This window comes from Pseudomonas sp. LjRoot277 (genome assembly GCF_964253845.1).
In the GTDB taxonomy this organism is placed as follows: domain Bacteria; phylum Pseudomonadota; class Gammaproteobacteria; order Pseudomonadales; family Pseudomonadaceae; genus Aquipseudomonas.
Genome location: NZ_CAXURI020000001.1, coordinates 738,546 through 752,766 on the forward strand (window position 1 = coordinate 738,546; position 14,221 = coordinate 752,766).

General features: G+C 60.8%; 12 protein-coding genes. 11 read left to right on the forward strand and 1 reads right to left on the reverse strand.

Features of this window, described 5'->3' with window-relative positions; all coding sequences use genetic code 11:
- Position 1 precedes the first annotated feature (1 nt).
- On the forward strand, positions 2-769 hold the full coding sequence (locus tag ACSQ87_RS03470; RefSeq protein WP_046045379.1) for a TerB family tellurite resistance protein: 768 nt from the start codon (positions 2-4) through the stop codon (positions 767-769).
- Between the two features lie 100 nt (positions 770-869).
- Here ACSQ87_RS03470 and ACSQ87_RS03475 read toward each other — a convergent pair whose 3' ends face one another.
- Positions 870-1,859 carry an alpha/beta hydrolase family protein gene (locus tag ACSQ87_RS03475; RefSeq protein ID WP_223431290.1) on the reverse strand — a complete coding sequence of 330 codons (990 nt, stop codon included), beginning with the start codon at positions 1,857-1,859 and terminating at the stop codon, positions 870-872.
- Positions 1,860-1,932: 73 nt separating this feature from the next.
- Between ACSQ87_RS03475 and ACSQ87_RS03480 the strand changes: the two genes are divergently transcribed.
- The 10 genes from ACSQ87_RS03480 to trpE all read left to right on the forward strand — a co-directional run bounded on the left by ACSQ87_RS03480 (position 1,933) and on the right by trpE (position 14,185).
- Entirely contained in the window at positions 1,933-4,332 is a 2,400-nt protein-coding gene (locus ACSQ87_RS03480; protein WP_223431291.1) for a PAS domain-containing sensor histidine kinase, read from the forward strand.
- A complete protein-coding gene (locus ACSQ87_RS03485) occupies positions 4,333-4,962 on the forward strand; it encodes a response regulator (RefSeq protein WP_003210977.1) in 630 nt (209 codons plus the stop codon).
- A gap of 255 nt (positions 4,963-5,217) precedes the next feature.
- A complete protein-coding gene (locus ACSQ87_RS03490; RefSeq protein WP_150658514.1) occupies positions 5,218-6,342 on the forward strand; it encodes an ABC transporter ATP-binding protein in 1,125 nt (374 codons plus the stop codon).
- A 49-nt stretch (positions 6,343-6,391) separates the two neighbouring features.
- Positions 6,392-7,435 (forward strand): ABC transporter substrate-binding protein, encoded by a 1,044-nt coding sequence (locus tag ACSQ87_RS03495; protein ID WP_046045383.1) that lies wholly within the window; start codon positions 6,392-6,394, stop codon positions 7,433-7,435.
- A 169-nt stretch (positions 7,436-7,604) separates the two neighbouring features.
- Positions 7,605-8,852: an ABC transporter permease gene (locus ACSQ87_RS03500; protein ID WP_223431292.1), complete on the forward strand. Its 1,248-nt coding sequence runs from the start codon at positions 7,605-7,607 to the stop codon at positions 8,850-8,852.
- Between the two features lie 12 nt (positions 8,853-8,864).
- Positions 8,865-9,689 carry an ABC transporter permease gene (locus ACSQ87_RS03505; protein WP_046045385.1) on the forward strand — a complete coding sequence of 275 codons (825 nt, stop codon included), beginning with the start codon at positions 8,865-8,867 and terminating at the stop codon, positions 9,687-9,689.
- A 224-nt stretch (positions 9,690-9,913) separates the two neighbouring features.
- Positions 9,914-11,062, forward strand: a complete 1,149-nt coding sequence (locus tag ACSQ87_RS03510; RefSeq protein WP_436273367.1) for an iron-containing alcohol dehydrogenase — start codon at positions 9,914-9,916, stop codon at positions 11,060-11,062.
- 80 nt (positions 11,063-11,142) lie between these two features.
- The gene (gene rpe, locus ACSQ87_RS03515; RefSeq protein ID WP_008035979.1) at positions 11,143-11,817 is read left to right on the forward strand and encodes a ribulose-phosphate 3-epimerase; all 675 of its coding nucleotides are present in this window, start codon (positions 11,143-11,145) and stop codon (positions 11,815-11,817) included.
- Positions 11,814-12,632 (forward strand): phosphoglycolate phosphatase, encoded by an 819-nt coding sequence (locus ACSQ87_RS03520; protein WP_150658518.1) that lies wholly within the window; start codon positions 11,814-11,816, stop codon positions 12,630-12,632. The genes rpe and ACSQ87_RS03520 overlap by 4 nt, the downstream gene beginning before the upstream one ends.
- Before the next feature lie 71 nt (positions 12,633-12,703).
- Positions 12,704-14,185, forward strand: coding sequence for an anthranilate synthase component I (trpE, locus tag ACSQ87_RS03525; protein ID WP_223431295.1), 1,482 nt, complete (start codon positions 12,704-12,706; stop codon positions 14,183-14,185).
- The last annotated feature ends 36 nt before the right edge of the window (positions 14,186-14,221 follow it).

A 14,221-nucleotide genomic window follows, 5' to 3' on the forward strand; every position in this document is an offset into this window, starting at 1 on the left:
CATGTTGTGGCCAGGGACTCTGATTGGAGCCGGAGCGGGCTTTTACATCGCCAGCATTCCGGGGGCCATGCTAGGCGCCTTGTTGGGGCAGGTGCTGGATCGGCACTTGCACATACAAAGCTGGGCGCACTTGCGAGAAAGGCTCGGTGGCCGCTCGGTGCTGCGCAACGATGAACTGCTGTTTGTATTGTTGGGACGGCTGGCCAAGTGCGATGGACGGGTGGTGGAAGGGCATATCCAGCAGGCCCGTCAGGAAATGCGCTCGCTGGACATGACCGAGTCGGCCCAGCGTCGGGCCATTGCGGCGTTTAATCGCGGCAAGTCGGGAGATGACCGGTTGCGCGGTTACCTGCGCCGCTTGAGTCATCAACCTCATGCCGCCGAAGGCGTCTTGCGCGCCTGTTGGCGGATGATCTGGGCCGATGGCCGCGCCGGTAGCGCTGAGCGAGAGCTGATCAGGCAGTGGGGTAAATGGCTGGGCTGGTCGTCACAACAGGTACGGGCTCTGTCGGCCGATTACGAGCAGCACAAGTTTGCACAGGCCAGCAGCGTGCTGACCTATCAAGATGCCCTGCGGCTTTTGGGCGTTTCGGCGACCAGTGAGCCGGCGCAGATCAAGCGTGCTTATCGACGCCTGCTGAGTCGCCATCACCCGGACAAGATCGCCGGCAGCGGTGCGACGGCGCTGCAGGTGCGCGAAGCCACTGACAAGACTCGCGAACTGCATAGCGCCTACACATTGATTCGCGAGCGGCGGGATTTTCGCTAGTGGCCGGGAAGATCAAAAGGTCGCAGCCTGCGGCAGCTCCTACAGGTGTACGCATAACCCGGTGTAGGAGCTGCCGCAGGCTGCGATCTTTTGCTTTTGCTTAATTCGCGGTCTGTGGACTCAACCAGCCCCGCACCCGACGGAACAGTTGCTCTTGCTCTGCATTGGAATTACCCGGCAAAGCCTTGAGCGAAACCTGACTGAACCCCGAAGTCTTCAAGCGTTTGCTGGCCTGTAAGCGTTCCAGCGCCAGGTTGCGGTCCAGCGGCCTATCCATATAGAAGATGTCTGCGGTGGGCAGCTTCAGGGTCGGTGTCAGTTCGGCCAGCTCTGGTTTGGCTTTCACCGGCATCTGAGCGGCGACCATCACAAACTTCTCCACTTGCGAGGGCTGCTTCTCGCTCAGGTAGCGCGCGGCCCAGTAAGCGCCAGTGCCATGCCCCAGCACGACAATGCTGCGAGCGCTTTGCTGTTCGGCGTAGGCGATCGCGGCGTCGATGCGGGCGAAGATTCGTTCAGCGTCGGCTTTGGCCTGTTCCTCGGTGGTTTCGGCGATCGCCTTGTCCGCCACCTCCGCTTCGCCGCCCGCCGCTTGTTCGATGGGCGCTGCGGTGGTCGAGTCTTTGCTGCCGGCGTCAGGGGCTTTTGGTGTGGGCGGCACTTCGACGATACGCGGCGCAATGGCATCGCTTTGCAGGTCCGGCAAGGTGATACTCAGGCTGCTCCACTCGGCGTCCGGCAATTTCCGTCTCAATGGACCGATTGCTTGCGGCCAGTCAACGGTTTCGCCGGCGCCCGGGATGATAATCACCGCGCCTTTGGGGGCGGCGGAATTGGCCGGTTTCCACAAGGCCAGAAACGTGTCGCTGCCCGCTTGCAGTTGCTGCTGTTCCTGAGCAGGGATCTGTCGCTCAAGTGCAGACGCTTCTTCCTGACTACGCTCAAGCAGCGGCTGGCGCTCGACCGGTTTTTCTTCGGCGGGTGTTTCCGTAGTGGCTGGCGCCGGGTCGGCGGCCTCGACAGAAAAGGCACAAGGCAGGATCAGCGACAGGCACAATGCTGGCAGTGCCAGGCGGTAGACAGGGGGCATCGGATATTCCAGGCCAGAAGTTATTCCGGCAGCCTAATGGGTTGGTCAGTATTTGTCAGTGTGTGAGATTTCGATGATGCGTTTTCGCTGCCTGTGGGTTATCGGCTGTTTGTGGTTTCCCTTGATGGGCTGGGCGGCTCCCGCGCCACCGGTGCATGTCGCGCAATTGTCCGTGGGCCAGCAGCAATGGCTGGCGCAACATGGCGAATTGCGCGTGGGGCTTGTGTTGCAAGTGCCCTACGCCCAATACGATCGCCGCTTGCAGCGTTTGTCCGGGGTCAATGTCGAGCTGATGAAGTGGCTGGCCAAGGCGCTTAAAGTCGAACTGAGCTGGCGCAACTTTCCCGACCTGGCGCAGCTGGAAGACGCCGCACGCGAGGGTGAAATCGACATCGCTCCGGGGCTGACCCAAACACCCGATGGCCTGCGGCTCTGGCAGTTTTCCGACCCGTATATGCGGGTGCCGCAACTGGTGGTCAGCGACCAGAAAAGCACCGGCGTGGTAGAGCTGGAAAAACTCGACAGCCAGACCCGCGTCGCCGTGCGCATGCCCGGCGCCACCGCCGATTACCTGCGCAGCAATTACCCGCACCTGAACCTTCAAGGCGTACCGATCGAGCGCCAGGCGCTGCAACTGTTGTTGAGTCAGCAGGCCAGTTACGCCGTGGTCGACGAAGCGCAGCTGGGGCGTTTGTCCGCCGAGCCAGAGTTCGCCGGTCTGGTGGTGGTGGGCGACATCGGCCTGCCGCAACTGTTGCGGGTGGCCACGCGCCGGGACTGGCCGGAACTGGCCGGCATCGTCGAAAGTGCGTTGCGGGCGATCCCGGCCAAGGACCTGGAGCAACTGCACAACCAATGGCTGCAACCCAAATACCCGCGGCTGACCGAGTCCCCGGGTTTCTGGCAAAACCTCTGTCTGTTGTTGGCGGTGGTGATGCTGAGCAGCATGGCCATCGTGTTCTGGCAGCGTCGGCAGCAGCACAGTCTTGAGCATCGTTTGCGGGCTGCGCGCGAAGACATTGCGCTGCGTGCCGCCAGCGAAGAAGCCTTGCGACTCACTCAGTTTTCCATCGATCAGAGCACCGTCGGCATCCTGTGGGTCAACTGGGACAGCCATGTGCGCTACGCCAATCGCGCGGCCGAAACCATGCTGGGTTATCCGGCGGGCGGGATCATTGATCGGCCGCTGATCGACTTCGAGCCCGGCTTGCACATGGACCGCTGGCTGAACCTGTGGAAACGCGCCCGGGCCAGTGAGGACGGCCCGCAAAGTTTTGAAACCAACTGCATACGGGCGGATGGCAGCAATCTGCCGGTGGATGTTTCGCTGAGCTTTTTGCGGTTTCGCGACGGAGAATACCTGGTGGTCTACCTCAACGACGTCACCGAGCGCCGTCGTGCATTGGCTGCGTTGCGGGAAAGCGAGGCGCGGCTGCAAGGGATCGCCGCCAACGTTCCAGGACTGGTCTTTCGTCTGGAACGGGCGCCGGTGACGGGGCAGATCGATTTTGCCTACATCAGTGAAGGCAGCGAGAGCCTGGTGGGTTACGCACCGGCCACCCTGGCCCATCGCGACAAAGGCCTGCGCAGCCTGGTGCACCCGGACGACAAGGCCAGTTATCACCAAACCCAGGACCATGCGCTGGATACTGACAGTGACTGGTCGTGGCAGGGACGGATTCTCACCCGATCCGGCGAACAGCGCTGGGCCGAGATCAAAGCCATCACCCGCCGACTCGAAGACGGCGCCTATGTCTGGGACGGGATCGTCTGGGACATCAGCGAGAGCAAGCGCATCGAACTGGAACTGGCCAGCTCTCGCGAGCAGTTGCGTGAGTTGTCCGCGCACCTGGAGAGTGTGCGGGAAGAGGAAAAGGCCCGCATCGCCCGGGAAGTTCACGACGAACTGGGTCAGATGTTGACCGTGCTGAAGCTGGAAACCTCCATGTGCGAACTGGCCTATGCGCAGCTCGACCCCGGTCTGAACGAACGCTTGAACAGCATGAAGCGACTGATCGCTCAGCTATTCCAACTGGTTCGCGATGTAGCCACGGCGCTGCGACCGCCGATTCTCGACGCCGGGATCGCCTCGGCCATTGAATGGCAGGCTCGCCGATTCGAGGCGCGCACGCAGATTCCGTGTCTGGTGCAGGTGCCGGAGAATCTGCCGGTGCTCAGTGATGCCAAGGCGATTGGCCTGTTCCGGATACTCCAGGAAGCGCTGACCAATGTCATGCGCCATGCCCAGGCGCATACTGTCGAACTGACATTGGCGCTGGAAGGCGACGAGTTGTGTCTGACCGTCAGCGATGATGGCGTAGGATTTGTCCCTGCCACCGGTAGAGCAACATCCTTCGGGGTGGTCGGCATGCGCGAGCGAGTGTTGATCATGGGCGGGCAGTTGTCGCTTGAGAGTGAACCGGGTGAAGGCACGACCCTGAGCGTGCGAGTGCCGCTGGATGAGGAGAAGTAAGTGATCCGTGTATTGGTAGCCGAAGACCACACCATCGTCCGCGAAGGCATCAAGCAATTGATCGGCCTGGCCAAGGATTTGCTGGTGGTAGGGGAGGCGAGCAATGGTGAGCAGTTGCTCGAGACCTTGCGCCATGTTCCCTGCGAAGTGGTTTTGCTGGACATCTCCATGCCAGGGGTTAACGGGCTGGAGGCGATTCCGCGGATTCGTGCGCTGAACAATCCGCCGGCGATTCTGGTGTTGTCGATGCACGACGAAGCGCAAATGGCCGCCCGTGCGTTGAAGGTTGGCGCCGCCGGTTATGCGACCAAGGACAGCGATCCTGCACTGCTGCTGACGGCGATCCGCAAGGTCGCGGCGGGCGGGCGCTACATCGACCCGGACCTGGCCGACCGCATGGTCTTCGAAGTCGGCCTGACCGATTCGCGGCCGTTGCACTCGTTGCTGTCCGAGCGCGAGTTCTCGGTGTTCGAGCGCCTGGCCCAGGGCGCCAACGTCAACGACATCGCCCAGCAACTGGCCTTGAGCAGTAAAACCATCAGCACCCACAAGGCGCGGCTGATGCAGAAGCTCAACATCACCTCCCTGGCGGAACTGGTGAAGTACGCGATGGAACACAAACTCCTCTAAAGGCTGTGCTCCTACAGGGATGAAGCGTCGCCATGTCCATTTGCGACATGCCCGACAACCTTCTTTTGCCCGTTCCTGCGGCTTGCAGCTTCAAGATTGCCGCTGCCCCTATCCAATCCCGCCATCCTTGTAGGGCAATCCCTACCCCCAACATTCCATCTGGCTGAGGCCATTCTCTCCTGCGCCCCGATTTGCGTGGTCGGCAGCGTCCACTAGGCTTAGTCCACAGCAGTCATCAACAACAAAGGTGTGGGTATGAGCCAGGTCGATTCAAGCGCAGGGGCCAGCGATATTCTGGTCAGCTTTCGTGGAGTACAAAAAAGCTACGACGGCGAGAACCTGATCGTCAAAGACCTCAACCTGGAGATTCGCAAAGGCGAATTCCTCACCTTGCTCGGGCCCTCCGGCTCCGGCAAGACCACCAGCCTGATGATGCTCGCCGGTTTCGAAACACCGACCGCAGGCGAAATCCAGCTGGCCGGGCGTTCCATCAACAACGTCCCGCCACACAAGCGCGACATCGGCATGGTGTTCCAGAACTACGCGTTGTTCCCGCACATGACCGTTGCCGAGAACCTGGCGTTCCCGTTGACCGTGCGCGGTTTGAACAAGAGCGATGTCAACGACAAGGTCAAAAAAGTCCTGAGCATGGTTCAGCTCGATACCTTCGCCCAGCGCTATCCGGCACAACTGTCCGGCGGTCAGCAGCAGCGTGTGGCCCTGGCCCGCGCCCTGGTGTTCGAACCGCAACTGGTGCTGATGGACGAACCCCTCGGCGCACTGGACAAACAACTGCGTGAACACATGCAGATGGAAATCAAGCACCTGCACCAGCGACTCGGCGTGACCGTGGTCTACGTGACCCACGACCAGGGCGAAGCCCTGACCATGTCCGATCGCGTGGCCGTGTTCCACCAGGGCGAGATTCAGCAGATCGCGCCGCCGCGCACTCTGTACGAAGAGCCGAAAAACACCTTCGTCGCCAACTTCATCGGCGAGAACAACCGCCTCAATGGCCGCTTGCACAGCCACACCGGCGACCGCTGCGTGGTTGAGTTGGGTCGCGGTGAAAAGGTCGAAGCCCTGGCGGTCAACGTCGGCAAGACCGGCGAACCCGTCACGCTGTCGATTCGCCCCGAGCGCATTAGCCTCAACGGCGCAAGCGATCAATGCGTCAACCGCTTCTCAGGGAGGGTGGCGGAATTCATCTATCTGGGCGACCACGTCCGGGTTCGCCTGGAAGTCTGCGGCAAGACCGATTTCTTTGTGAAACAACCGATTGCCGAGCTCGATCCCGCGCTGGCCGTCGGCGACGTGGTACCGCTTGGCTGGCAGGTCGAACACGTTCGCGCGCTCGACCCACTTCTAGAGGCGCATTGATCGCCCCCCTGCTTCAACAACACAACCCTGCACGTGGAGAGAACAATAAATGTTGAGATCCCTGAAATTCACCGCTTTGGTCATGGGCATGATCGGTGCGGCACACGCAATGGCGGCGGGCCCGGACCTGACCGTGGTGTCCTTTGGCGGGGCGAACAAGGCTGCGCAGGTCAAAGCCTTCTACGCACCGTGGGAAGCGGCAGGCAACGGCAAGATCGTGGCGGGCGAGTACAACGGCGAAATGGCCAAGGTCAAAGCTATGGTCGACACCAAGAGCGTGTCCTGGGACCTGGTAGAAGTTGAATCGCCAGAACTGTCCCGTGGTTGCGACGAAGACATGTTCGAGCAGCTTGATCCGAAGTTGTTCGGCAAGTCCGAAGACTACGTCAAAGGCGCCATCCAGCCATGCGGCGTGGGCTTCTTCGTGTGGTCGACCGTGCTGGCCTACAACGCCGACAAACTGGCCTCCGCACCGACCAGTTGGGTGGATTTCTGGGACACCAAGAAATTCCCGGGCAAACGTGGCCTGCGCAAAGGCGCCAAGTACACCCTGGAATTCGCTCTGATGGCCGACGGCGTTGCGCCGAAAGACGTCTACAAAGTACTGGCCGGCAAGGATGGTCAGGATCGCGCGTTCAAGAAGCTCGATGAGCTCAAACCAAGCATCCAGTGGTGGGAAGCCGGCGCGCAACCGCCGCAGTACCTCGCTTCCGGCGACGTGGTCATGAGCTCGGCCTACAACGGCCGGATCGCTGCCGTGCAGAAAGAAAGCAACCTGAAAGTCGTGTGGAACGGCGGTATCTACGACTTCGACGCATGGGCCATCCCGAAAGGTCTGGATAAGGCACGCGCTGAAGCGGCGAAGAAATTCATCGCTTTCTCGGTGGCGCCGCAGCAGCAAAAGACCTACTCGGAAAACATCGCCTACGGCCCGGCCAACACCCAGGCCGTACCGTTGCTGGCCAAGGATGTCCTGAAAGACATGCCGACCACCCCGGAAAACATCGCCAACCAGGTGCAGATCGATGTCAGCTTCTGGGCTGACAACGGTGAGCAACTGGAACAGCGCTTCAATTCCTGGGCTGCCAAGTAGGAGCTGCCGAAGGCTGCGATCTTTTGATCTTGATCTTCAGCGGTCTCAAAGCCGCCAAAAGATCGCAGGCTGCGCCAGCTCCTACAGGGCTGGTGTTTGCTTCAAGAGTTGATGCAATGCGGCATCACGCTATGTGATGCCGCCCATCCAAAGATTTCCGGAGTACGCCATGGCCACCGCCATTCCCCTGAACGCGGGCACCGACCCCACCTTGAAGCAGCGGCTCAAGCACGCCGAGCGGATCAACCGCTGGAAAGCACAAGCCTTGATCGCGCCGTTGGTGCTGTTTCTGTTGCTGGTGTTCCTGGTGCCTATCGTGGCGCTGCTCTACAAAAGCGTTGGTAACCCGGAAGTGGTCGGCGGCATGCCGCGCACCGTGGCGGCTATCGCCAGTTGGGATGGCCGAGGCCTGCCCGCTGAACCGGTTTACAAGGCGGCCAGCGAAGACCTCGCTGAAGCCCGCAAGAATCAGACCCTGGGCGACCTGTCCAAGCGCTTGAACATGGAGTTGGCCGGCTACCGCAGCCTGCTGACCAAAACTGCACGTGCTTTACCGTTCGCCACCGAACCGGCCTCTTATAAAGAAGCGCTGGAAGGTCTCGACGAGCGCTGGGGCGACCCGGCCTATTGGCAAGCGGTGCGCCGCAACACCAGCAGCATCACGCCTTATTATTTACTGGCGGCGGTCGATCACCGTATCGACGATCTCGGCGAAATCGCCCCGGCCACGCCCGATCAGGCGATCTACCTCGACATCTTCGCCCGGACCTTCTGGATGGGGCTGATCATCACCATGATCTGCCTGCTGCTGGCGTATCCATTGGCTTACTTGCTGGCGAACCTGCCATCACGTCAAAGCAACCTGCTGATGATTCTGGTGCTGCTGCCGTTCTGGACCTCGATTCTGGTGCGGGTCGCCGCGTGGATCGTGTTGCTGCAATCGGGTGGCTTGATCAACAGCGGCCTGATGGCGATGGGCATTATCGATAAACCGCTGGAGCTGGTGTTCAACCGCACCGGGGTTTACATCTCCATGGTGCACATCCTGCTGCCGTTCATGATTCTGCCGATCTACAGCGTGATGAAAGGCATCTCGCCGACCTACATGCGTGCCGCGATTTCCCTCGGCTGCCATCCGTTCGCCAGTTTCTGGCGGGTGTATTTCCCGCAGACCTATGCCGGTGTCGGCGCCGGTTGCCTGTTGGTGTTCATCCTCGCCATCGGCTACTACATCACCCCGGCCTTGCTGGGTAGCCCGAACGATCAGATGGTCAGTTACTTCGTCGCCTTCTACACCAACACCAGCATCAACTGGGGCATGGCGACCGCACTCGGTGGGCTGCTGCTGTTGGCGACCGTGGTGCTTTATCTGATTTACAGCTGGCTGGTGGGCGCCAGTCGCCTGCGTCTGAGCTAAGGGGAGAACGAAATGCTGAGTCCTTATATGTCGCCCATTGAGCGGGTGTGGTTTTACAGCTTGCGCATTCTCTGCGGGCTGGTCCTGTTGTTCCTGATCCTGCCGGTGCTGGTGATTATTCCGCTGTCGTTCAACTCCGGGAGTTTTCTGGTGTACCCGCTGCAAGGCTTTTCGCTGCACTGGTACCAGGACTTCTTCGCTTCGGCCGAGTGGATGCGTTCGCTGAAGAACAGCATCATCGTTGCTCCGGCGGCGACTGTGCTGGCGATGATCTTCGGTACGCTGGCGGCAATCGGCCTGACACGGGGTGACTTCCCCGGCAAACCGCTGGTGATGGCGCTGGTGATTTCACCGATGGTGGTGCCGGTGGTGATCATTGGTGTGGCCAGTTACCTGACCTTCGCTCCGCTGGGGTTTGGTAACAGTTTTGTCTCGCTGATCGTCGTGCATGCGGTGTTGGGTGTGCCGTTCGTGATCATTACCGTGTCGGCTACCTTGCAAGGTTTCAACCAGAACCTGGTGCGTGCGGCGGCCAGCCTTGGCGCTTCGCCGCTGACGGCATTCCGCCGCGTGACCTTGCCGTTGATCGCGCCGGGAGTGATCTCGGGGGCACTATTCGCCTTCGCGACGTCGTTCGATGAGGTGGTGGTAACGCTGTTCCTCGCCGGCCCCCAACAGGCGACGTTGCCTCGGCAAATGTTCAGCGGCATCCGCGAAAACCTCAGCCCAACGATTGCTGCCGCAGCGACCCTGCTGATTGCCTTCTCGGTAATCCTGCTGCTGACCCTGGAATGGCTGCGCGGCCGTAGCGAAAAACTGCGTACCGCTCAGGTCTGAGGCCGTACACGGTCAAAATGTGGGAGCGGGCTTGCTCGCGAAAGCGGTCTGACATTCAACATCAATGTTGACTGACAGGGCCTCTTCGCGAGCAAGCCCGCTCCCACATTTGATTTGTGTCGACCCTGTCATGGATATGAAGTCATTCACTGCCTGAAAGCAGACAAACCCCAATCCCCAGCTACTCTTGTGCCCAGCTCCCCTATCTATAAGAGGCTGCGCACATGAGTATTTCCTCTTTCAAAATCGCTCACAAACTGATCACCGGCGCCGGTGCCATCGAGCAACTGGCGGCTGAACTGACACGCCTGGACATCGACAACCCGTTGATCGTCACCGATGCCGCACTGGTCAAGTCCGGCACGGTCGAGCTGGCGCTGGCGCAGCTGGGCGATCGAGCCTACGAAATTTTTGACCGTGTGCTGCCAGACCCGGAAATCGCCATCGTCGAAGACTGCATGCGGGTCTACCGCGAGGGCGGGCACGACGGACTGATCGGCCTGGGCGGCGGCAGTGCCATCGACATCGCTAAAAGTGTCGCGGCCTACGCCGGTTATCACGGGGCGCTGGAGGATCTGTTCGGCATCGATCAGGTGCCGCGCAAAGGCCCGCCGCTGATCGCCATCCCGACCACCGCGGGCACTGGCTCGGAAGTCACTAACGTGGCGATCCTCTCCGACAAGGTCGCGCAACTGAAGAAAGGCATCGTCAGCGACTATCTATTGCCGGACGTGGCGCTGGTCAGCCCGCAAATGACCCTGACCTGTCCGCGCAGTGTCACTGCCGCCAGTGGCGTCGATGCACTGGTGCATGCCATCGAATCCTATCTGTCGCTGAACGCCTCACCGATTACCGACGCGTTGGCCATCGGCGCCATCAAGCTCATCGCCAAGGCGCTGCCGAAGGCTTACGCCAATCCGTCCAATCTCCAGGCCCGCGAAGACATGGCCACCGCCAGCCTGATGGCCGGTATGGCGTTCGGCAATGCCGGGGTCGGCGCGGTGCATGCGCTGGCGTACCCGCTGGGCGGCCGTTACAACATTGCCCATGGCGTCAGCAACGCCTTGCTGCTGCCATATGTCATGACCTGGAACAAAATGGCCTGCGTGGAGCGCATGCAAGATATCGCCGAGGCCATGGGGGTGAAGACCGCTCATCTGAGCGCCAACGACGCAGCGGACAAGGCCGTAGAGGCGATGACCGAGTTGTGCGCTGCGGTGGAAATCCCGCCGGGCCTGCACAGCTTCGGCGTTCCAGAAGATGCCATCCCTGCCATGGCCGTGGAAGCGGCGGGAATTGAGCGCCTGATGCGCAACAATCCGCGCAAATTGAGCGCCATCGATATCGAGAAGATCTACCGAGCGGCCTACTGATCATCGCGGCTACGGTGCGCGGGTCAAAGCATGAGGTATACAATGCGCGCCATCGTGATTCTGCTCAAAAAAGGTGCGTCATGCAGCCCTTCGTAATTGCTCCGTCGATTCTCTCCGCCGACTTCGCCCGCCTGGGTGAAGAAGTGGACAACGTCCTGGCCGCTGGCGCCGACTTCGTGCACTTCGATGTCATGGACAACCACTACGTGCCGAACCTGACCATCGGCCCGATGGTGTGTGCCGCGCTGCGCAAGTACGGCGTGACCGCGCCGATCGACGCGCACCTGATGGTCAGCCCGGTGGACCGCATCGTCGGTGATTTCATCGAAGCCGGCGCGACCTACATCACTTTTCACCCGGAAGCCACGCAGCACGTCGACCGTTCCCTGCAACTGATCCGCGAAGGTGGCTGCAAGTCGGGCCTGGTGTTCAACCCGGCGACCCCGCTGGACGTGCTCAAGTACGTGATGGACAAGGTCGACATGATCCTGCTGATGAGCGTCAACCCGGGCTTCGGCGGGCAGAAGTTCATCCCCGGCACCCTCGACAAGCTGCGTGAAGCGCGGGCACTGATCGATGCTTCCGGGCGTGACATCCGCCTGGAAATCGACGGCGGCGTGAACGTGAACAACATTCGTGAAATCGCCGCTGCTGGGGCTGACACCTTCGTCGCGGGCTCGGCGATTTTCAATGCGCCGAACTACCAAGAGGTGATTGAAAAGATGCGTTCCGAACTGGCGCTGGCCCGCCCATGAGTGGCTTTGAGCAGCTGTTCCCGGGGTCTCTGCCGCGGCTGGTGATGTTCGATCTGGATGGCACGCTGGTCGATTCGGTCCCCGACCTCGCAGCGGCTGTGGATAACATGCTGCTCAAACTCGGGCGTCAACCTGCCGGCATCGAATCGGTGCGTGAGTGGGTGGGCAACGGTGTGCACACGCTGGTACGCCGGGCCTTGGCCAACCACATCGACGCCGAGGGTGTCGATGAAGTCGAGGCCGAGCATGCCCTGGAGCTGTTCAACGGTTTTTATGAGGACGGTCACGAGCTGACGGTGGTTTACCCCGGCGTGCGCGACACCCTGAAATGGCTGCACAAGCAGGGTGTCGAGATGGCGCTGATCACCAACAAACCGGAGCGCTTCGTCGCGCCGCTGCTGGATCAGATGAAAATCGGCCGTTATTTCCGCTTGATCATCGGCGGCGACACCCTGCCTCAGAAAAAGCCGGACCCGGCAGCGCTGTTTTTCGTGATGAAAATGACCAATATCCCGGCGTCGCAATCCTTGTTCGTCGGTGATTCGCGCAGCGATGTGCTGGCGGCGAAAGCGGCGGGGGTCAAATGCGTGGCGCTCAGTTACGGCTATAACCATGGCCGGCCGATTGCCGAAGAGTCGCCGGCGCTGGTGATTGACGATCTGCGCAAGTTAATTCGCGGTTGCCTGGATCCGGCCGCTGAGATAACGTTGCCCGACGCTGTTCAACCCCCTTCTGGAAACGCCATCGTGGTGGTCACTCGCAAACTCTGGATGAAAGTCATCAAGGCCCTGGCCCGCTGGCGTTGGCGCGCCTGACTTGTTCCTGGCCGGTATACCGGCGCGTTTGCATACCTGACTGTTAGACCCTCAAGCCACGAGGCTACCCCATGATCCGCGAAGAATTCCTGCGTTTGGCCGCTGCCGGCTACAACCGCATCCCGCTTGCCTGCGAAACCCTGGCCGACTTCGACACACCGCTGTCGATCTACCTGAAACTGGCCGACGAGCCCAACTCCTACCTGCTGGAATCGGTGCAGGGCGGGGAGAAGTGGGGGCGTTACTCGATCATCGGCCTGCCGTGCCGCACCGTGCTGCGGGTTCATGATCACCATGTGAGCGTGACCCACGACGGCATCGAGATCGAAAGCCACGAAGCCGAAGATCCACTGGCCTTCGTCGAAGAATTTAAAGCCCGCTACAACGTGCCGACCATCCCAGGCCTGCCGCGCTTTAATGGCGGCCTGGTGGGTTACTTCGGTTACGACTGCGTGCGCTATGTGGAGAAGCGTCTGGGCAAATGCCCGAACCCGGACCCGTTGGGCGTGCCGGACATTCTGCTGATGGTTTCTGACGCGGTGGTCGTGTTCGACAACCTCGCCGGCAAGATGCACGCGATTGTCCTGGCCGATCCCTCGCAAGACGATGCTTTCGAGCAAGGTCAGGCGCGTCTGGAAGAGCTGCTGGAAAAACTCCGTCAACCGATTACCCCGCGCCGTGGCCTGGATTTCAGCAAGCAACAGTCTGCTGATCCGGTGTTTCGTTCGAGCTTCACCCAGGACGATTACGAAAAAGCCGTCGACACCATCAAGGAATACATCCTCGCCGGTGACTGCATGCAGGTCGTGCCGTCCCAGCGCATGTCGATCGACTTCAAGGCCGCGCCGATCGATCTGTACCGGGCGCTGCGTTGCTTCAACCCGACGCCTTATATGTACTTCTTCAACTTCGGCGACTTCCACGTCGTCGGCAGTTCGCCGGAAGTGCTGGTGCGGGTCGAAGACAACCTGATCACCGTGCGCCCGATCGCCGGCACCCGTCCGCGCGGCGCCAATGAAGAGGCCGACCTGGCACTGGAAAAAGACCTGCTGTCCGACGACAAGGAAATTGCCGAGCACTTGATGCTGATCGACCTGGGTCGTAACGACACCGGTCGGGTCTCGGAAATCGGGTCGGTGAAACTCACCGAAAAAATGGTGATCGAGCGTTATTCCAACGTGATGCACATCGTTTCCAACGTCACCGGCCAACTGAAGGCCGGGCTGACGGCGATGGACGCACTGCGGGCGATTCTGCCGGCGGGCACTTTGTCTGGTGCGCCGAAAATTCGCGCGATGGAAATCATCGACGAACTGGAACCGGTCAAGCGTGGTGTCTACGGCGGCGCCGTCGGCTACTTCGCCTGGAACGGCAACATGGACACCGCAATCGCGATCCGCACCGCGGTGATCAAGAACGGCGAACTGCACGTGCAGGCCGGTGGCGGCATCGTTGCCGACTCGGTACCGGCGCTGGAATGGGAAGAAACCCTGAACAAGCGCCGCGCGATGTTCCGTGCAGTGGCCCTGGCTGAACAAACCCCGGATAGCTGACCGAAGAACGTTGCCCGTATGACATGTCGCTTTGAC